An 18,739-nucleotide genomic window follows, 5' to 3' on the forward strand; every position below is an offset into this window, starting at 1 on the left:
AATAAAACTACAGATTCACAGGAAAACTTTGTCTCGCTCATGCGTGGACTGGGGACCAGAACGGTATTATACCAACAAAACGTAGCTAGCTCTCTTGGGTTATACAATCATGATTTCACATCCGTAGATATCCTGCGTGAAACTGGTCCAATCACTGCCGGAGAGCTATCAAAGAAAACTGGGCTTGCTACGGGTAGCGTCACCGCATTAGTTGACCGACTTGAAAAAATTGGTTATGTTCGCAGGCAAAATGATCCCAGTGACCGACGGAGAGTGATTATTGTCCCCGAATATGAAACAAAAGAAGAGATGGTCAATGCGTACGACCCACTTCACAAAGCAATGATTAAACTGGCTTCATCTTATACACCTGAAGAACTGGAGCTTATAACGCAGTTTCTAGATAAAGCAGGTACGGTTCTGGAGGATCAGATTCAACATCTTAGCTCCACTAAAAGTAACAAGTCTTCTTCCTGAACTTAATATTTTCGTATGGAACCTTATATTAAAATAAACAAGAAAAAACCATTTTGAACAATAATTGAGCAAAATGGTTTTTGATTTGACTTTCTATTTTATTTTTATCGCAGTTTGACGGGCAGTAAAACCCCTACTGAATGAAGTTTCACTTTATGTGACGGAAATTTTTCAACACCTATTACGTATAACCATTATTCCCCTACTAATATAGTCACGCTTTCAATCCTACAAACTAGTTAATACGTTGAGTAATATAACGAAACTGTTCCTTTTGTTACCAATAAGGTTCTTCTTCATTAGACAGTTTCAATACGAATGGGTAGACACTAAACAAAATGACGACGGCTAGAAGACCGAATATAATTGCTGAAACGAGCGATAGGTCCAATAATATATTTGCTGCAAGCATTGCAATTAAACTGATCAATACACTAATCATACCGTTCTTCATTCTGGATTTGGCTGACTCATATTGCTTTTCCCCGCAATAGGGGCATTTCAATTTAAACAATGTTTTCATCGTCTGTTTCCATGTCCATTCTTTCCCGCAACTTTGGCAAACCGGCATCACTAGACCCACCTTCTTCTTATTATCAAAGGACAGTCCCTTATCGCTTTAGCGCTTTAACGTGGTAGTATTGTGGGGGACAGTCCCCTTACATAAACGTCTTCGGCATTACGGCCGCTACTACTTCTCCGGTTACGCAACATACATCATCTGCAAAAACTTCTGTATGTATCTTCCATTTCTTTGGATGGATTTCCTCTATTGTACCGACTGCTTTTAAAGGCACGCCATGTGGTGTTGGTTTTACAAAGTTCACATTTAATGAGGCGGTTACAAATCTTGGTGGTTCAACACCATCTCCAGGTTCATGGCCATTTTTCCGATGCAATGCAAGGGAGGCTGACCCTGTACCATGACAATCTATTAGCGATGCAATTAAACCCCCATAAACAAAACCAGGGATGGCTGTTTGCTCCGGTCGTGGTTCATATACCGTTACGGTTTTCTCCCCCTGCCAACCTGTTCGTAAATGCATTCCCTCTTCATTCAACCTGCCACAACCATAACACCAGGAATAATCGTCAGCATACTCATCTTGAATTGCGTTTATAACTTTCCCCATTACAAATCGCCTCCCTTTTTAGAATAGTATAACATATCAGAATTACCCTGCGCACGATTAAAAAGGGGACAGTCCCCTTTTTAAGTGTGTTTATTCTTTCTAGACATATACAATAAAACCATGCCAATAGTTAGCATAATCGCCGCGCTAGTTGTAAAGGGCAACCCAATAATTTCAGCTGCAGCTCCGGACATAAAGGATCCGACAACAGAACCAAGGGAGAAAAATGCATAGAAAATACCATAAGCTTTTCCCCGGTCAACCTTCGAGGACGCGTCGGCGACGATTCGATTCATTGCCGGGAATACAAACGCAAATCCAACCCCATATACAACCATTAGTAAAAAGCTAATAGTATAATTGGCAGTAAAGTTCAGCAATATATGTACAAAAGCAATCATGGATAAGCCAATAACAACCAATATAATAGATGAGAAATGATCAAACATCCGATTTAACGGCGTCAAAAAGACGATTAAGGCAACAATGCCGAATGTACTCAGCAGCATACCTGTTGTTTCCGAATCGAGTCCCATTTCCGCTACTTTTAATGGGAGAGCAAATGCTAATGTACCATTACTAACCATCAAAGCAAAAGCTGCCAACGAAGCTTGCAGTAGCAATCTATCCTTCATTAATGGAACAAAGTGCTTGAGGGAAACACCTTCCCTTTCCGAGGAGGTAAAGGACTCCTTCACAAACAATAATAATAGTATCGTAGCGATAAAAAATAATCCGGCGACAAGGAAGAAAACATAATCAATTTGAGATCTTGCAGCCATGATTCCGCCGAGTGCTGGACCAATGATAGCTGCTGTTCCGATACATGCACCTGTTAATGCCATCGATTTTCCTCTGGTGTTTTTATTTGTCTGATCACCTACATAGGCGAAAGCTGCAGGAATTAAGACACCGCCAGCCAAACCGTGTAGCAATCGAATCACGAAAAGCTGTTCACCCGTTTGTGCAAATGGATATAACAATAGAATGAAGGCTGCACCAAGCATACCTACCAACAACATCCTTTTTCGTCCGAAACGATCGTTCCAATGACCGCCTATAATATTACCTATCATATTTGTAAGCGAGTAAATCGCGACAATACCTCCCGCTAGAATATGCGATGAACCGAGTTCCAACGCATAAGGTGTTATAATTGGCAATTGGATAAATGTATCTAAAAAAGAAACAATAATAATAAAGTAGAGCATTTTAGTCATAAGTAATTCCTCTCTTTCTACCTCTGTATTATACCGCAAAATACAGGATATTAAATAAAAAGGATTTACTAAAAAATCAGACTTAGAGATCCCTCTGGTTTTCTAGTCTTACATTTGTTACTCTTTAGGCAGGAGCGTTTTCTATGCCATTTTAAATTTTTATTTTTTCACGTGGATAACCCGAATTTATTTCACAAAGGGCAGGGGGATTTTAATATGAAAAGGTTAGTCATTTTGGGTGGTGGTTACGGCGGAATAAAGATTCTGCTCAGTCTATTAGACCATCAATTACCTGAAGATGTGCACATTACACTAGTTGATCGGAATCCATATCACTCATTGAAGACAGAGTTTTTTACAATCGCAGCAGGGACAGTCGCTGAGCGGGATGTGCGACTGGATTTTCCTGATGATAACCGGATTAACTATGTTTATAAAGAGATTAATAAGATTGATTCAGAAAACCAAAAAATCACATTTGAAAATTCAACGGAAGTTATTTCCTATGATTACCTCGTGATTGGACTCGGATGTGAAGATAATTACCATGGGGTTGAAGGCGTAGAGGAATTTACAGAAAGTGTCCAAACATTCGCCAAGGCGCGTCATACTGGTCTTGCTGTCGGGAATTTGAAGGCCTACGGAAAAGTATCCATCGTAGGTGCTGGTCTAAGCGGGATTGAGGTTGCTTCTGAAATTAGAGAAAGCAGACCGGACTTAAACATCCGATTGCTTGATCGGGGAGCATCTGTATTGAAGGCATTTGATTCAAAAATTCAAGACTATGTTGCGGAATGGTTTATTGCAAACGATGTAGATGTGCTACACCACGCCAATGTTGAGTATGTGGAGAAAGACGGCGTATGTAACAACGGTGTTTGCTATGTCAACGACGTTACCATTTGGACAGCAGGAGTGCAGCCACATCACTTAGTAAGAGAATTACCATTTACAAAAGATAGACAAGAAAAAATCGTATTGAACGATTATTATCAGGTACCAGAAAGTCCAAACGTGTATGTTGTTGGAGACTGTGCTTCCTCTGAGTTCTCCCCAAGTGGTCAGTTGGCCGGTCAACAGGGGGAACAGATCGCCGAAGTTTTATTAGCTGTATTACAGGATAAGAAACCAAAGAAACCAAAAGAAATAAAACTAAAAGGTACACTTGGATCCTTAGGTAAGTCAGATGGCTTTGGCAACATGATGCAAATGCCAATCACAGGGCTTGTACCACGCATTGCAAAGTCTGGGGTGCTTTGGTTGAATAAACGTCATTAAATTGTATAAAATGTGGAGAGGGATCAGGTTTATACCCTGATCCTTTTTTACTTTTATGAAGGAGCTAAAGAAAAATGAATCATCAAGACAAACCGAAATCTATCAGTATTCCACTAATCATCTCTATTATTGCCATTTCCTTCGCGGCTATTTTTGTTAAATGGTCCGATGCACCCTCTACTATTTTAAGTATGTACCGTATGGTTTTTGCCAGTATATTTATTATTCCAATTGCATGGAAAAAACGGGATGCATTTAAACAAATCACGAAAAAGGATTGGTTCTTTTTAGTCTTCTCCGGCTTTTTCCTTGCCATGCATTTTGCACTTTGGTTCGGGTCGTTGAAGTTAACTACGGTTGCCAGTTCCACAGTCATACTTGCCTTGCAGCCTGTAGTTGCTTTGGTTGGCGGATTTATTTTATATAAAGAACGGACAAACAAAGCGGCATTGGTTACGATGGGGATTGCCATTGTTGGCGTCATGATGATTGGCTGGGGTGATATTGGGTTAGGTAAAGAAGCAATTATCGGGGATATCCTGTCTTTCTTATGTGTGATTGCCGTGGTTTGTTATCTGTTGATTGGGCAAAATATCGTACGGAAAATATCGCATTGGATCTATAGCTTTTGTGTGTTTTCGTTTGCCGCCATTTTTCTAGGCATCTATAACCTAATCGCGGGCATTGATTTTGTTGGCTATGAAAAACAAGATTGGGGGATTTTCCTACTATTGGCGATCTTCCCAACGATTGCGCATGTTATTTTCAACTGGTTATTAAACTATGTAAATTCAACAACGATATCCATGAGTGTTTTAGGTGAGCCAGTTGGGGCAACGCTATTAGCTGTATTGCTTTTAGGTGAACGACTTGTCGGCTGGCAAATTATTGGTGGCATTTTCGTACTGACTGGTGTCTTTTTATTCCTGATTCAGCAAAAGAACCGGATTGCATATAAAGACGCAGGATAAATATTTTGCAGATTAAAAGGGTTGAATATATATTCAACCCTTTTGATCGATAACCTAACAAAGATAATAGGCTATTTACCCAATCCCTTTAACAATTTTTCATGAATCACTAAAAGCTGTGCTATTTCCGCTTCACTTAGCACAGAAAAAAGCTCTTTTCTTAACGCTTCTCCTGTTTGCCTGGCCTCGTTTAAGACGGAAATTCCTTTGTCTGTAATCACAAGTAAAACTAGTCGGCGATCGTCTTGATTATATTTTCGCTCTGCATAGCCTTCTTTAATTAGCTTATTGGCAATATTGGTCATGGCCCCTGGTGTATAGCCTAATCCATTGGACAAGGAGGACTGTTTTTGCTCGCCCTTATCTCTTAATTCAGCCAGAACCAGAATGGAGGATATCCCGAGGTTTGGCTGAAATGCCTTTGTCCACCTTATAATTGTTTCATTTGTAAACAACTCAATTGTACGAATCAATTTAAAAATATTTGATTCATCCATCTCTTCCCTCCTATTCATTTAACGCAGTTTTGTTGCTCCACCATCTACCATGATCGTCTGTCCAGTAATATAATCTGAGTCCTCACTAGCTAGAAATACAGCGGCACGTCCGATATCTTCTTCAAGCTCTCCAAGTCTGCGCAACGGAATTTTTGAAAGCATGGATTGATAATATTCCGGCTCTTCTTTCGCCCACTTCTGTACAGCAGGTGAGTTTGCGATCGGGGAAATTAAATTCACATTAATTCCAAATGGTCCAAATTCATTTGCTGCTACACGTGAAATCCCACGAATAGCCTCTTTTGCTGCTGCATAAGTTGCCTGGGTTGCATCGCCGTTAATTCCTGCACCAGATGCGAAGTTAATTATTTTCCCTTTTGATTCCTTTAAATACGGTAGAGCTGCCTGCATCAGATAATAAGTTGGATAAAAACCTGTACCAAAGGATAGATCAAAATCCTGCTGCGTAACCTGTTCAAACGGCATATTTTTTGAAGCATGTGCATTGTTCACTAAAATATCTAGTTTACCAAATTTATCAATCACCTGTTGAACGATACCTGCTAATTTATCATGTTCGGCAAGGTTTGCTTGAATAAACATTGATTTCGGCTGATAGATTTGTAATTCCTTTATTGTTTCATGTCCAATTTCTTCGTTCAAATCGACAATGGCAACCGTTGCTCCCTCTTTTACAAAAGCCATAGCCATACCTTTTCCAATTCCTGATGCCCCACCAGTTATAATTGCAATCTTATTCTCTAGTTTCCTCATCATTAAACATCTCCTTCGTCAATATATAGTTTAACACTAAATAGTTTAACGTTGAAGTATTATGCAATAAATAGGGCTGGCTTATGTAAGCCAGCCCTATTTATCTATGAAATCTATCCTTTAATTTATCCCATTAAGGCAGTCATAAGTGCCTTTTGTGCATGCAGTCTATTTTCCGCCTGCTGAAAGATGACCGATTGTTCTCCATCAATAATGTCTGCGGTGACTTCCTCACCACGATGCGCAGGGAGGCAATGCATAATAACTGCATCTTTCTTGGCCAGTGAACATAATTCTTTGTTTACCTGATAATCAGCAAACTTTTTTTCTCTTAATGTTTGCTCGCTTTCTTGACCCATGCTGGCCCATACGTCCGTATAGATCACATCAGCTTGCTGGACAGCCTGCTCAGGATTATCCGTTACTTCCACTTTACAGCCTTCAACACCGGCAAGTGACATTGCCTTTTCTGTAATCGCCTCATCCGGCTGATAACCTTCGGGTGCTGCTATACTTATATTCATTCCCATTGTGGCTCCACCAAGCATCAAGGAATGTGCCATATTGTTTCCATCCCCAATATAAGCAACCTTTATGCCTTTTAAGCCGCCTTTAACTTCCTGAATCGTCTGCATATCTGCCAACACCTGGCAAGGATGATACGTATCCGTTAAACCATTAATCACCGGGATACTCGCGTGCTTCGCCAACGCTTCTACATCTTTTTGCGAATACGTACGGATCATGATGCCATCCAAATAGCCGGAAAGTACTTTTGCCGTATCGGAGATAAGTTCACCTCTGCCAATTTGAATATCATCAGACTTTAAAAATAATCCGGTTCCACCCAATTGATAAATGCCCGCTTCAAAAGATACGCGCGTTCTCGTAGAGGATTTTTCAAAAATCATGCCAAGTGTTTTTCCTTTTAATGGCTGTTCTATATTTCCTGACTGCTTCTGCTGCTTGACATGTGCGGCCAACTCTAATAAATAACCAATCTCCTCTTTATTGTAATCTGCAAGCGTTAAAAAATCTCTACCTGCAAGTTGTTGTTCCAAAGTCACTTTATTCGCCACGATTCCCATCTAAACATACACTCCTTTAGTTTAAGGGATGTTCATACAGTCCTTTTTACCGGTCTTTTGAACACACCATTTAGTTATTTTTTAATACGATGGCTTCTTCATGCTCTAAAATCCAAACTTTACTTGCTTCAAACAATTTATTTGCTAGTGTTATTTGGTCTTCCACTCTATTTTTAGCTGTTCCACCGGCAACGTCACGTGCATTTACAACTGCTTCTGGCCTTAACAAAGTAAAAATATCTTCCTCGATCAATGCTGAGAAGTCCTGAAATTCTTCTAATGTTAGATCCAACAGATATTTGTTTTCATTAATACAATGTAGGACAACCTGCCCCACAACCGCGTGTGATTCTCTAAATGCCATTCCTTTTCCAACTAAGTAATCCGCTAAATCAGTGGCATTAGAAAAATCATTGGAAACTGCTTCATACATGTTCTCTTTTTTGACATCCATTGTTTCTACCATCGGAGCAAATAGTGCAAGTGCACCTCTTAATGTTTCCACGGTGTCAAACATACCTTCCTTGTCTTCCTGCATATCTTTATTGTAAGCGAGTGGCAGTCCCTTCAACGTGGTAAGCATACCGATCAAATGACCATATACACGGCCGGTCTTCCCACGAACCAGCTCTGCGACATCCGGATTCTTCTTCTGTGGCATCATACTGCTTCCCGTTGAAAAGGCATCATCCAATTCAATAAAATTAAACTCGGCACTTGACCATTGCACAAGCTCTTCACACAATCTGGATAGGTGCGCGGCAATCAATGCGCTATCCGCTAAAAATTCAACAACGAAATCACGGTCACTTACTGCATCAAGACTATTTTCACAAATGCCATCAAACTGTAACTGCTCCGCTACCAGTTCCCGATCAATCGGAAACGTCGTTCCCGCCAATGCACCTGCACCAAGCGGTGATTTATTCACCCGTTTCCAACTGTCCGTCAGTCGCTCAACATCACGCTGAAACATAAACACATAAGCCATCATGTGATGGGCAAACAATACTGGCTGTGCACGCTGCAAATGCGTATAACCTGGGAGCACCGTGTCCAAATTTGCTTTAGCTTGTTGATGAAGTGCTTCCTGTAAATGAACGAGCAACTGGGTAATTTCCAACAAGGCTTCCCTCAAGTACAAGCGCATATCAAGTGCTACCTGGTCATTCCTGCTTCTACCTGTATGCAGTTTACCTCCGACAGGACCAACTTCATCGATAAGCAACTTTTCAATATTCATATGAATATCTTCATGCTGTTCACTTAACTCCGCTTCTCCTGTTTCAATTTTTGCAGCAACTGCTTTGAGTCCTTTGGAAATCTCCTCCGTATCCGAAGCTGGCAAAATCCCACATACCTTCAGCATTTCTACATGGGCGAGACTTCCCTGGATATCATATTTTGCTAACCTTTTATCAAAATGGATGGAAGCCGTATAAGCATCCACTAGTTCATTTGTTGGTTTCGTAAAACGCCCGCCCCATAACTTCATTGTTTCACAGCTTCCTCTATTTCAAGGTCAACCTTTTCAATCGAGTCCTCGTCTTGCTTGATATGCGTTTGATTCACTTCGGCATGCACTTTTGTTGGCAGACCCCAAAGTTTGATAAAGCCTAATGCAGCTTCATGATCAAAAGCGTCGCCTGCATTGTATGTTGCCAGGTCAAAGTCATATAACGACTGGGCAGATTCGCGTCCGATTACCTGTGCATGGCCTTTATATAATTTAACTTTTACATTGCCGGAAACATGTGTCTGTGTTTCTTTAATAAATGCTTTCAATGCATCTGTTAACGGAGAATACCAAAGCCCATCATAGACTGTTTGCGCAAGCTTTTGTTCGATCGTTGGTTTAAACTGTGCGACTTCCCTTGGTAACGTCAATGCTTCCAGCTCTTGGTGTGCAGCAATGAGTGTCATTGCTGCCGGTGCTTCATAAATTTCTCTTGATTTAATACCAACAAGGCGGTTTTCCACATGGTCGATCCGTCCAACCCCGTGCTTACCCGCGATATCATTTAGTTTTAAAATCAGTTCTTCTAACGGAAGTGGCTCCCCATCTAAAGAAACAGGCTTTCCTTGTGAAAAGGCAATTTGAACGACCTGTGGTTCATCAGGTGCTGCAACCGGATCTACAGTGAGATCATATGCCTCTTTAGGAGCTTCAACCCAAGGATCCTCCAGTACGCCACACTCATTACTACGTCCCCATAGGTTCTGATCAATACTGAATGGATTATTCACATCAACCGGAACAGGGATACCATGTGCTTCTGCGTAAGCAATTTCTTCATCTCTTGTCATTGCCCATTCCCGTACCGGGGCAACAATTTTTAAATTCGGATTCAGTGCGGTAAAAGAAACATCAAACCGAACCTGATCATTTCCTTTACCAGTACAACCGTGCGCTACGGCTACCGCGCCTTCTTTCTCCGCAACATCAACAAGGATCTTAGAGATTAATGGACGGGAAAGTGCTGATATCAGTGGGTATTTACCTTCATATAGTAAGTTCGCCTGTAATGCTGGCAAAACATATTCATTTGAAAATAATGCCTTCGCATCAATCACATAGGACTTTATTGCACCAACATCCAATGCTTTCTTTTTAACAAACTCAAGATCTTTACCTTCCCCAACATCAAGCGCAACTGCAATCACATCATAGTTATAGTTATCCTGTAACCATTTCACCGCAACCGATGTATCCAAACCACCTGAATAAGCTAAAACAATCTTTTCCTTATCCATATCTCAACCGCTCCTTTATTTTTATAAGTATTATTGAATTATTATGCATTATAATGAATATTAATGCAAGGGGTAAATGCAATAAATATTAAAAAATTCCAAACACCCGCATCATTACAGGTATTTGGAATTCAATATTTTCTTATGGTCCTTTTGGATCTCCCATCAAGTAAGATGTCTGCCTACATCAGTAATAGAATCATCCCTGGTGTTAGGATGGATACAAGTATTGCACTGAATACCATTGCGATTGTACTGATGGATCCTTCTACTAAACTGCTTTCTAGTGCCTTTGCCGTACCCATGGCATGTGACGCACTGCCAAGTCCGACACCACGCCCTAGATAATGATCAATCCGGAAAAGCTTAAAGATACCAGCGCTCATCAGCACGCCACCGATTCCAGCAATCATGACGAACACTGCCGCCAGTGGTGTAATCCCGCCCAATGACTCGGTAACAGCCATCGCAACCGGCGTCGTTACGGATTTCGGCGTTAAAGAATAGATGATAAGTTCATCAAATCCCGCCCACCTTGCCAATAATATTCCCGTTGAAATTCCCACGATTGCCCCGATCAACGCACCACATAAAATTGGCACCATCACTTGTTTCAGTATGTCGCGTTGCTGGTAAAGCGGATATGCCAGGGCAACAACAGCCGGACCAAGTAATTCATTAATCCAATCTCCGCCAATCATATACGTCTCATACGGAATGTGAAACGTTAACAGAATGACAAGAATGATAAATGTTGAGGTGATAACAGGTAATGTAAATGTGCGGGCGGCCCGGATATGAAGCTGTCTCGCAAAAGTATAGATTACAAGTGTACCGCCGATAGATAATAAGGCAATTAAACTATTCATCATGCGGCACTTCCTTCCTTCTCATCAACCACTGACTTATAACACCCGATAACGCCATCACAAGCGCTGTACTCAAGAGCGCAATCAAAACCAGCAGGAAGCCATTTCCTTTAAATAATTCAAAATAATTCATAACGCCTACCGTTGCAGGGATAAAGAATAATGTTAAATGATTGATAATTAACTTCGATCCTTCCTCAATCCATGTTACCTTGATGATGTTTGTCATCAGAACAATAAACAGAAGCACCATCCCAATTACACTTCCTGGTATAAACAGGTTTAACGCAACCTGAATCCAGTTTCCTATTAGATAAATGCCATATAAAATAATGATATGCATGATAATTTTAATCAGCTTCAACAACGTTCAACACTCCTACTTTTCTAACAAAAATAAAAACATCACAAGTATACAATACTAATTCTTCCAGCCTAATTAATAAAGCATTTAGCCTGAAAATCTCACAATCTATTCATTAGTATATAACACCCCATTAGGAAAATGGAAAGCCTTTATAAAGAGCAAGCGCTCACATCATCTTTTTTAAAATTGAGGTACCTTTATATTTACAAGCTATTTTAGGTTTAATATTCTTAATTGTGTGGAATAGACAATAACTTACATTTTATTCAAAATTAAAAATTAGGGGGAGGAAAATGGCTAACGAAGAAAAGGATTCCAAAATTTCTCGTAGAAAGTTTGTTAAAAACTCAGGTTATGTAGCGGGTGGTGTCGTTGGCGGAGGATTGCTTGGTTCACTCCTTGGAGTTAATTTTAAAGGATCAGAACAAACCTCCACAGCTCCCGTTAAAGAAGCAAAGTTCAATCAGGCATTGATGTATTTTACTAGACAAGCAGATTTTAAGACGCTTGGAGCCGCAACGGAGCGAATCTTCCCTGAAGATGATAACGGACCTGGTGCGCTAGCGCTTGGTGTACCTTACTTTATCGATCACCAATTAGCCGGATCCTACGGAAGAAATGATCAGGAATATATGCAGGGTCCATTTCATGATGGAACAGCCTTTCAAGGGCTTCAATCACCATTGAAGCGACACGAAATATTTATGCAGGGCATCCGGGCGCTTGAGAAAGAAAGTCAATCAGATTTCAACGATTCTTTTACAAGTCTAGAAGGGGAACAGCAAGATAAAATACTACAGAAGTTCGAAGATGACAAAGTGAAATTAAAAGGCGTGAAAGCTTCAGAGTTCTTTGACCTGTTAAGGTCTGCGACACTTGCAGGCGCATATTCAGATCCTTTATATGGCGGAAATGAAGATATGGCTGGTTGGAAAATGAAAGAATACCCTGGTAGCCAAATGAGTTATATCAATGAAATTGAAGAAGAAGATTTTGTAGAGATGAAACCTAGCGCATTACACGAACATCTTTAAGTAAAATGAAAGGGGAATAGAAGACATGGCAAAGAAATTAGACAAGGTGGACGCTGTAACCGTTGGAGTAGGTTGGACAGGCGGCATTATTGCTGCAGAATTAGCTAAAGAAGGTTTAAATGTCGTTGGTCTTGAACGTGGTGGCGATCGATCAACCGAGGACTTCCAAATGATCCATGATGAATATCGGTATGCGGTTCGTTATGGTTTGATGCAAGATACATCCAAAGAAACGATTACCTTCAGAAATAAACCGGATGAACGTGCACTACCTATGCGACGCCTGGGATCTTTCCTCCCTGGAGAAGGTGTTGGCGGAGCAGGCGATCACTGGAATGGGCATACATGGCGTTTCCTACCCTATGACCTGGAAATAAAGTCACAAACCGATAAGAAATATGGAAAGGACAAGCTCGGGGAAGACTACACCATTCAAGATTGGGGTATTACTTATGATGAATTAGAACCCTACTTTTACAAGTTTGAACAAACAGCAGGTATTAGCGGGGAAGAAAACCCAATGGGTGCTCCCCGAAAACATGATTATCCAACTGGGCCAATGAAAAGCTCACCAATCCTTTACCGTTTTAAGAAAGCAACTAAAAATATGAAGCTTCACCCATTTCAACTGCCATCAGCAAACTTATCTGAGCAGTATGAGAACCCAGACGGAGAAACGATCAATGCATGTCAATATTGTGGTTTCTGTGAGCGGTTTGGCTGTGAATATGGCGCAAAGTCAAGCCCCAATATTACTGTTATCCCGACAGCCAAGAAAACTGGAAACTTTGAACTTCGAGCTGATTCCAATGTTGTCGAAGTGTTACATGAAGGCGGCAGGGCAACAGGCGTGCGTTATGTTGACGTGAAAACCGGTGAGGAATTTGTGCAACCAGCTGACGTTGTCATTTTAACCAGCTACGTATTGAATAACACACGATTGTTATTACAATCGAAGCTTGGAAAACCGTACGATCCGAAAACAAAAGAAGGCGTCATCGGCAAAAACTATTGCTATCAAATCACTGCAGGTGCTACAGGGTTCTTTGAAGATGAAAAATTCAATTCCTTCATGGGTGCTGGTTCCTTGGGCGCCACCGTAGATGACTACAATGGCGATAACTTCGATCATAAAGATTTAGATTTTATACATGGGGGCTCTTTATCCATCACACAGACTGGGCAACGGCCAATCGAAAATAACCCCGTCCCAAAAGATACACCAAAGTGGGGTAAAGATTTCAAGGAAAAATCCCTACACTATTTTAACCGTTCTCTATCTGTCGGTGCACAGGGTGCTTCTATGCCACACCGTAATAATTATTTAAGCCTGGATGAGAACTATAAAGATGCTTATGGTAACCCATTGTTAAAATTAACCTACGATTTCACAGACCAAGATCGTAATCTGCATAAATATCTATCAGAACAAGCAGCAGATATTTTAAAAGAAATGGGAGCAGATAAGGTAGAAGCGAAAGAAATCAGTGAGCATTATGATATCGTGCCATATCAATCCACCCATAATACTGGTGGTGTTATTATGGGGGACGATCCTGAAACATCAGCTGTAAACAATTATTCGCAAATGTGGGATGTCGATAATCTATTTGTTATCGGTGCATCTGCCTTCGCACATAATGGTGGCTATAATCCGACTGGAACGGTTGGTGCTTTAGCATACCGCGCTGCGGAAGGTATTATCAAATTCATGGATGAAGATAAACAGCTTGTGAAAGCAAATAAAGATAGACAATTAGTATAAGGCGAACAAAAAGGAAGAGAAATAACTGAAAAAAGGAAACCCATTCAATTTAAAATGGGTTTCCTTTTTTTGGTAGTAAATCAGATGGTGGCTATTCTTATTAGAAAAACAATAATTTGTTCATAGATTACATGTTCTTGGATACGCTAAAAGTTATTAACTGTTTGGGAGGATTAGTAATGAAAAAAACAAGTATAAAGTGGCTTACTTCCTTTGCTGGTGTAATGCTTCTTCTAACTGGATGTATGAATCAAAATGAAGGCGCCGCGCCGAGAAATGATACCCGATCCGAAAACGATGTAGAACAAATTCAACATATTAACAATGAAAATAATCATGGAACGGAAACAAAAGGAGAGGACTCTAATGTTTACGGGCTAACAGAGGATAATAAAAGGCAGGATGAAGGAATATCTTCACACCTAGAATATCGTTTAGCAAATTCTGATATCAATGGCATTAAGGTATTTGTAATCGATGACACGGTAATTTTAGCAGGTGAAGGGGAAGGTAACAATTTGCAGCAAGCAAAGGAAATTATGCACGTTTCCTTTGGAGATAAGACCCAAGTGTTAACGACAACCAATTCTGAAGCTCCTGCATTAATCGAAAAAATAAAGCGTAATATCACAGAAAAATCGCCAGCGTATAACCAATTAACCACTGATATTCAGCAACTTATTGAGATGACAGCGGAAAAAGGTTCATAATGACGATCATTGGACTTTCCTTTTCACACATCTTTTGGATTAGTGAAGACGTATAGTCACATTGAAAAGTGGTTAAAATTATTAAAAATGAGGGAGGTATGCCATATGGTTGATTCAAACAAACCACAGGGTCCAGAGGATCATTCTCGCAGAAAATTTATCAGAAATTCTGGTATTGCCGTTGGTGGCATTGTCGTTGGCGGTGCTTTAGGTAGCCTGATTCCAACAAAACAAAAGGACAAAGATCAATCAAACGCTGAAAAACCCATCAATTATAATGATGCATTAATGTTCTTTACAATGGAACAGTTTCAAACGACGGAAGCTGCCACAGAGCGGATTTTCCCTGAAGATGAACTTGGCCCCGGCGCCAAGGGGCTAGGTGTTGCTTATTACATTGATCACCAGCTTGCCGGTCCATGGGGAATGAACGCAAAGGATTATATGGAAGGACCTGCATACAATGCGGAGGCAACCCAGGGCACCCAAACACTAATGAGGCGCGCGGATGTTTTCGCCATTGGATTAAAGGGATTGGATGATTACAGCAACAAGAAATATGAAAACAAATTTACAGAACTGACAGCGGAAGAACAAGATGACGTACTGCAAGTATTCGACGTAGCGAAGGAGTTTAAACTTTCAGGCGCTACAACCAAGCAATTTTTTGAGCTTTTAAGAAGTATGACGATTGAAGGAGCTTATTCAGATCCTTTATACGGCGGAAATAAAAACATGGCCGGCTGGAAAATGCGTGATTTCCCTGGCAGTCAAATGGGCTACACAGAGGCAATCATGAATAAAGAGTTTGTAAAAATAGAACCACAAAGCTTAAGAGAACATATGGGTTAAGGTATTAGAAAGGATGAACGCAAGTGGCGAATGAATTACCTAAAGTTCCTGTTGTCATCGTCGGCATGGGCTGGGCCGGAGGAATTATTGCCTCCGAACTGACAAAAGCCGGCATTGAAGTTGTTGGGCTTGAGCGCGGTAAGGAAAGAAAAACGAGTGATTACTATATGGTCCATGACGAGTTACGTTACGCGCTCCGCTATGAAATGATGAAGGATTTGTCTAAAGAGACACTTACATTCCGAAATACGGAGAAAATGCGCGCACTCCCAATGCGTACGTATGGTACCTTTCTCGACGGAACGGGGGTTGGCGGTGCCGGCTCACATTGGAATGGACAAAACTATCGGTTTTTACCTTATGACTTCGAGATTGCCAGTAAAACAGTGGAGAAATACGGAAAAAATAAAATTCCTGATGGCATGGCGCTCCAGGATTGGGGTATTACTTATGACGAGCTAGAGCCATACTATGATAAATATGAAAAAATGGCTGGCATTTCCGGCGAAGAGGTCCCCATTTATGGCAAACGTTCAGCCCCTTATCCTACCAAACCGATGCTAAAAACGCCTGTTCTAGAGATGTTTGAGAAAGCGACGAAAAAACTGGGTTACAATCCTTATATGGTTCCATCCGCAAACCTGTCAGAAAATTACACAAACCCAGACGGCATCGCCAGAGGTGCCTGTCAGTATTGTGCATTTTGTGAGCGGTTCGGTTGTGAATATGGTGCCAAGGCAGATCCTATTGTCACCGTACTGCCGGTAGCTGAAAAGACAGGAAAACTTGATCTACGCACACATGCAAATGTTATTGAAATTCTCCATGACGGAAATAAGGCGTCTGGTGTTCGTTATGTAAATCCCGTTACACGCGAAGAATTTATCCAACCTGCGGACGTTGTTGTACTGTCCAGCTATGTATTTAACAATGTAAAACTATTACTTGCTTCTAATTTAGGCAAAGCCTATGATTCCAAAACTGGTCAGGGAGTCATCGGCAAAAATTATGCCTACCAGATAACCGGAGAAAGCTCGCTTGGCTTTTTCAAAGATAAATTCAATCTCTATGCCGGTGCAGGTGCACTTGGAATGGAAATTCCCGAATACACGGGGGACAACTTCGACCACACCGATCTTGACTTCATTCATGGTGCTGGTATTCGTATGTTCCAATATGGAAATCGTCCTATTTCAAACAACTTTGTGCCGGACGGAACAGCAACTTGGGGTAAGGAATTCAAACAAACATCCATTAAATATGCCAACAGTTGGCTGAAGGTTGCTGTACAAGGTGCCAGTATGCCGTGGCGAACCAACTATCTCGATTTAGACCCTACGTATAAAGATACATATGGGGTACCATTATTGCGAATGACCTATGATTACACAGAACAGGATCATAACCTAACAAAATATATGGCTAAGCAAACAGCTCCAATCATGGAGGAAATGGGCGCGGAAATCATTGAAACAACTGGTAGCTTAGAACCATTGGACGTAGCACCCTATATTAATACACACAATACAGGTGGCGTTATTATGGGAGAGGACCCAGCCACATCTGCGGTTAACTCTTATTTGCAAATGTGGGATGCAGAAAATGTATTTGTCGCAGGTGCTTCGGCATTTCCACATAATAGTAGCTTCAATCCTACAGGAACGCTTGGAGCACTGTCCTATCGATCAGCAGAAGGAATTGAAAAGTACTTAAAAAATGGAGGCTCCTTGGTCTGACAATAGAGCTATAATCCTGAAAACCGGATGATACAACCAAGTATCATCCGGTTTTTTATACTGATTGGAAAGTACTTTATAGGAAACCAATATAAGTGCAACTAAGGCTTTCGACATGAGAAAGACTAGGTGATAAGCCGAGTTCAAAACACAAAATCTATAAACCTGCGACATAACGCACCGCTCTGGAAATACACTACGCTAACATGGTATTTAGCAACAATACTATACAGTGGAAAACAATCAAGCACATACGTAGAGTTTCTATTAAATGCGAGAAAAAAACAAAACCTACAGAAAGATCCCCGGATCACACTTCTTTTTTCATAAGATCATTTGCCCTAATTGTCGATTTACGTTATGCTCATAAACGTTGTATTCATTTCCGAAAAGAAGCACATTATCTTCATATGGAACTTTGCGAGGGGAGAAAAGCATATTGGATGTAAATAAGACAGCATTACTGTTAATTGATTTACAAAAAGAAGGCGGTACTTCAGATGTAGCGGGCATGGATAAAATTCTCAAGCACACAGCAGAACTGATAGAAGCGTGTCGCAAGGAAAATATCCCGATTATATATACACGCCACATCAATCGTGCAGACGCAATTGGACTTGCTAACAGCGAGCCTGTCAATGAAGCAGGAGAGCCACTCTATTATCATGCTCATTCTCACACGATTGAAATTGCAGATATGATAAAACCGAAACCAAATGATATTATTATTGATAAATATCGCTACAGTGGTTTTTTTGAATCCAATTTAGAACTTATGTTGAAAAGTTTAGGTATTAAACATCTGATTATTGGTGGGGTACTTACTGATGTTTGTGTTTTATCAACCGCGCTTGATGCTTACTACCGCGATTACCAAATTAATATTGTCGAAGATATTTGTGGTACAACAACAGAAGGTGCACATATGGCTGCCATGTTGATGATGGCCAATTGGATTTATGATCTAGAAGTTTATGAATCTAGTCAAATTATAAAAAAACTACATGATGAGCAACACACGAATTGGAAGTCAACTGCCCCGGATCAATTACAATTTTCCCCAGAAAACATTCGGGAAGTATTTGCAACATTAACATCAAGAAGATCTGGTTCAGATGGGATTTCGACACATAAGAAACCATGATCTTAATCGTTATTACAACAGATCTCCTAGCCTAGGTAGATATTGCCACTGGACTGGCCGGTGCAGATAA

19 protein-coding genes are annotated in these 18,739 nt (G+C 40.7%); 9 read left to right on the plus strand and 10 right to left on the minus strand.

Annotation, left to right across the window (positions count from 1 at the left end; genetic code table 11):
* Nucleotides 1-39 precede the first annotated feature (39 nt).
* Nucleotides 40-477: a MarR family winged helix-turn-helix transcriptional regulator gene (locus tag JOC34_RS15795; RefSeq protein WP_205137833.1), complete on the plus strand. Its 438-nt coding sequence runs from the start codon at nucleotides 40-42 to the stop codon at nucleotides 475-477.
* 277 nt (nucleotides 478-754) lie between these two features.
* Here the strand turns inward: JOC34_RS15795 and JOC34_RS15800 are convergent, their stop codons facing one another.
* From JOC34_RS15800 to JOC34_RS15810, 3 genes are all read right to left on the minus strand, one after another.
* Nucleotides 755-1,048: a TIGR04104 family putative zinc finger protein gene (locus JOC34_RS15800; protein WP_205137752.1), complete on the minus strand. Its 294-nt coding sequence runs from the start codon at nucleotides 1,046-1,048 to the stop codon at nucleotides 755-757.
* An 88-nt stretch (nucleotides 1,049-1,136) separates the two neighbouring features.
* Entirely contained in the window at nucleotides 1,137-1,610 is a 474-nt protein-coding gene (locus JOC34_RS15805; RefSeq protein WP_205137753.1) for a PaaI family thioesterase, read from the minus strand.
* Between the two features lie 80 nt (nucleotides 1,611-1,690).
* Nucleotides 1,691-2,830 (minus strand): MFS transporter, encoded by a 1,140-nt coding sequence (locus JOC34_RS15810; RefSeq protein WP_205137754.1) that lies wholly within the window; start codon nucleotides 2,828-2,830, stop codon nucleotides 1,691-1,693.
* A gap of 216 nt (nucleotides 2,831-3,046) precedes the next feature.
* On the opposite strand from JOC34_RS15810, the gene JOC34_RS15815 reads away from it, so the two are divergent.
* Nucleotides 3,047-4,108, plus strand: a complete 1,062-nt coding sequence (locus JOC34_RS15815) for an NAD(P)/FAD-dependent oxidoreductase (RefSeq protein WP_205137755.1) — start codon at nucleotides 3,047-3,049, stop codon at nucleotides 4,106-4,108.
* Nucleotides 4,109-4,182: 74 nt separating this feature from the next.
* Nucleotides 4,183-5,079, plus strand: coding sequence for a DMT family transporter (locus JOC34_RS15820; protein WP_205137756.1), 897 nt, complete (start codon nucleotides 4,183-4,185; stop codon nucleotides 5,077-5,079).
* Nucleotides 5,080-5,150: 71 nt separating this feature from the next.
* Here the strand turns inward: JOC34_RS15820 and JOC34_RS15825 are convergent, their stop codons facing one another.
* From JOC34_RS15825 to JOC34_RS15855, 7 genes are all read right to left on the minus strand, one after another.
* Nucleotides 5,151-5,576, minus strand: coding sequence for a MarR family winged helix-turn-helix transcriptional regulator (locus JOC34_RS15825; protein ID WP_205137757.1), 426 nt, complete (start codon nucleotides 5,574-5,576; stop codon nucleotides 5,151-5,153).
* A gap of 18 nt (nucleotides 5,577-5,594) precedes the next feature.
* Complete coding sequence (locus JOC34_RS15830) at nucleotides 5,595-6,350, minus strand: SDR family NAD(P)-dependent oxidoreductase (RefSeq protein ID WP_205137834.1); 756 nt, start codon at nucleotides 6,348-6,350, stop codon at nucleotides 5,595-5,597.
* A gap of 125 nt (nucleotides 6,351-6,475) precedes the next feature.
* Nucleotides 6,476-7,438: an ornithine carbamoyltransferase gene (gene argF / locus JOC34_RS15835; RefSeq protein WP_205137758.1), complete on the minus strand. Its 963-nt coding sequence runs from the start codon at nucleotides 7,436-7,438 to the stop codon at nucleotides 6,476-6,478.
* 70 nt (nucleotides 7,439-7,508) lie between these two features.
* Complete coding sequence (argH, locus tag JOC34_RS15840) at nucleotides 7,509-8,933, minus strand: argininosuccinate lyase (protein ID WP_205137759.1); 1,425 nt, start codon at nucleotides 8,931-8,933, stop codon at nucleotides 7,509-7,511.
* Nucleotides 8,930-10,192: an argininosuccinate synthase gene (locus JOC34_RS15845; protein WP_205137760.1), complete on the minus strand. Its 1,263-nt coding sequence runs from the start codon at nucleotides 10,190-10,192 to the stop codon at nucleotides 8,930-8,932. The genes argH and JOC34_RS15845 overlap by 4 nt, the downstream gene beginning before the upstream one ends.
* Before the next feature lie 182 nt (nucleotides 10,193-10,374).
* Nucleotides 10,375-11,061 carry an LrgB family protein gene (locus JOC34_RS15850; RefSeq protein WP_338062689.1) on the minus strand — a complete coding sequence of 229 codons (687 nt, stop codon included), beginning with the start codon at nucleotides 11,059-11,061 and terminating at the stop codon, nucleotides 10,375-10,377.
* Nucleotides 11,054-11,428: a CidA/LrgA family protein gene (locus tag JOC34_RS15855; protein ID WP_205137762.1), complete on the minus strand. Its 375-nt coding sequence runs from the start codon at nucleotides 11,426-11,428 to the stop codon at nucleotides 11,054-11,056. Before JOC34_RS15855 ends, JOC34_RS15850 begins: the two co-directional genes overlap by 8 nt.
* Nucleotides 11,429-11,721: 293 nt before the next feature.
* On the opposite strand from JOC34_RS15855, the gene JOC34_RS15860 reads away from it, so the two are divergent.
* The 6 genes from JOC34_RS15860 (at nucleotide 11,722) to JOC34_RS15885 (ending at nucleotide 18,669) form a co-directional block, all read left to right on the plus strand.
* Nucleotides 11,722-12,462, plus strand: a complete 741-nt coding sequence (locus JOC34_RS15860) for a gluconate 2-dehydrogenase subunit 3 family protein (protein ID WP_205137763.1) — start codon at nucleotides 11,722-11,724, stop codon at nucleotides 12,460-12,462.
* A 25-nt stretch (nucleotides 12,463-12,487) separates the two neighbouring features.
* Nucleotides 12,488-14,227, plus strand: coding sequence for a GMC family oxidoreductase (locus JOC34_RS15865; protein WP_205137764.1), 1,740 nt, complete (start codon nucleotides 12,488-12,490; stop codon nucleotides 14,225-14,227).
* 179 nt (nucleotides 14,228-14,406) lie between these two features.
* On the plus strand, nucleotides 14,407-14,937 hold the full coding sequence (locus JOC34_RS15870) for a hypothetical protein (RefSeq protein WP_205137765.1): 531 nt from the start codon (nucleotides 14,407-14,409) through the stop codon (nucleotides 14,935-14,937).
* 105 nt (nucleotides 14,938-15,042) lie between these two features.
* The gene (locus JOC34_RS15875) at nucleotides 15,043-15,789 is read left to right on the plus strand and encodes a gluconate 2-dehydrogenase subunit 3 family protein (RefSeq protein ID WP_205137766.1); all 747 of its coding nucleotides are present in this window, start codon (nucleotides 15,043-15,045) and stop codon (nucleotides 15,787-15,789) included.
* A gap of 23 nt (nucleotides 15,790-15,812) precedes the next feature.
* Nucleotides 15,813-17,525, plus strand: coding sequence for a GMC oxidoreductase (locus JOC34_RS15880; protein WP_205137767.1), 1,713 nt, complete (start codon nucleotides 15,813-15,815; stop codon nucleotides 17,523-17,525).
* A 439-nt stretch (nucleotides 17,526-17,964) separates the two neighbouring features.
* Nucleotides 17,965-18,669, plus strand: coding sequence for a cysteine hydrolase family protein (locus JOC34_RS15885; RefSeq protein ID WP_205137768.1), 705 nt, complete (start codon nucleotides 17,965-17,967; stop codon nucleotides 18,667-18,669).
* The last annotated feature ends 70 nt before the right edge of the window (nucleotides 18,670-18,739 follow it).

Origin of the sequence: Virgibacillus halotolerans (assembly GCF_016908515.1) — a bacterium.
Taxonomy (GTDB): Bacteria; Bacillota; Bacilli; order Bacillales; family Amphibacillaceae; genus Virgibacillus_M; species Virgibacillus_M halotolerans.

Excerpts from the sequence above, each read along its gene's own strand:
- JOC34_RS15795 (WP_205137833.1), top strand. The coding sequence starts at position 40 with ATGCGTGGACTGGGGACCAGAACGGTATTATACCAACAAAACGTAGCT.
- JOC34_RS15800 (WP_205137752.1), bottom strand. The coding sequence starts at position 1,048 with ATGCCGGTTTGCCAAAGTTGCGGGAAAGAATGGACATGGAAACAGACG.
- JOC34_RS15805 (WP_205137753.1), bottom strand. The coding sequence starts at position 1,610 with ATGGGGAAAGTTATAAACGCAATTCAAGATGAGTATGCTGACGATTAT.
- JOC34_RS15810 (WP_205137754.1), bottom strand. The coding sequence starts at position 2,830 with ATGACTAAAATGCTCTACTTTATTATTATTGTTTCTTTTTTAGATACA.
- JOC34_RS15815 (WP_205137755.1), top strand. The coding sequence starts at position 3,047 with ATGAAAAGGTTAGTCATTTTGGGTGGTGGTTACGGCGGAATAAAGATT.
- JOC34_RS15820 (WP_205137756.1), top strand. The coding sequence starts at position 4,183 with ATGAATCATCAAGACAAACCGAAATCTATCAGTATTCCACTAATCATC.
- JOC34_RS15825 (WP_205137757.1), bottom strand. The coding sequence starts at position 5,576 with ATGGATGAATCAAATATTTTTAAATTGATTCGTACAATTGAGTTGTTT.
- JOC34_RS15830 (WP_205137834.1), bottom strand. The coding sequence starts at position 6,350 with ATGAGGAAACTAGAGAATAAGATTGCAATTATAACTGGTGGGGCATCA.
- argF (WP_205137758.1), bottom strand. The coding sequence starts at position 7,438 with ATGGGAATCGTGGCGAATAAAGTGACTTTGGAACAACAACTTGCAGGT.
- argH (WP_205137759.1), bottom strand. The coding sequence starts at position 8,933 with ATGAAGTTATGGGGCGGGCGTTTTACGAAACCAACAAATGAACTAGTG.
- JOC34_RS15845 (WP_205137760.1), bottom strand. The coding sequence starts at position 10,192 with ATGGATAAGGAAAAGATTGTTTTAGCTTATTCAGGTGGTTTGGATACA.
- JOC34_RS15850 (WP_338062689.1), bottom strand. The coding sequence starts at position 11,061 with ATGAATAGTTTAATTGCCTTATTATCTATCGGCGGTACACTTGTAATC.
- JOC34_RS15860 (WP_205137763.1), top strand. The coding sequence starts at position 11,722 with ATGGCTAACGAAGAAAAGGATTCCAAAATTTCTCGTAGAAAGTTTGTT.
- JOC34_RS15865 (WP_205137764.1), top strand. The coding sequence starts at position 12,488 with ATGGCAAAGAAATTAGACAAGGTGGACGCTGTAACCGTTGGAGTAGGT.
- JOC34_RS15870 (WP_205137765.1), top strand. The coding sequence starts at position 14,407 with ATGAAAAAAACAAGTATAAAGTGGCTTACTTCCTTTGCTGGTGTAATG.
- JOC34_RS15875 (WP_205137766.1), top strand. The coding sequence starts at position 15,043 with ATGGTTGATTCAAACAAACCACAGGGTCCAGAGGATCATTCTCGCAGA.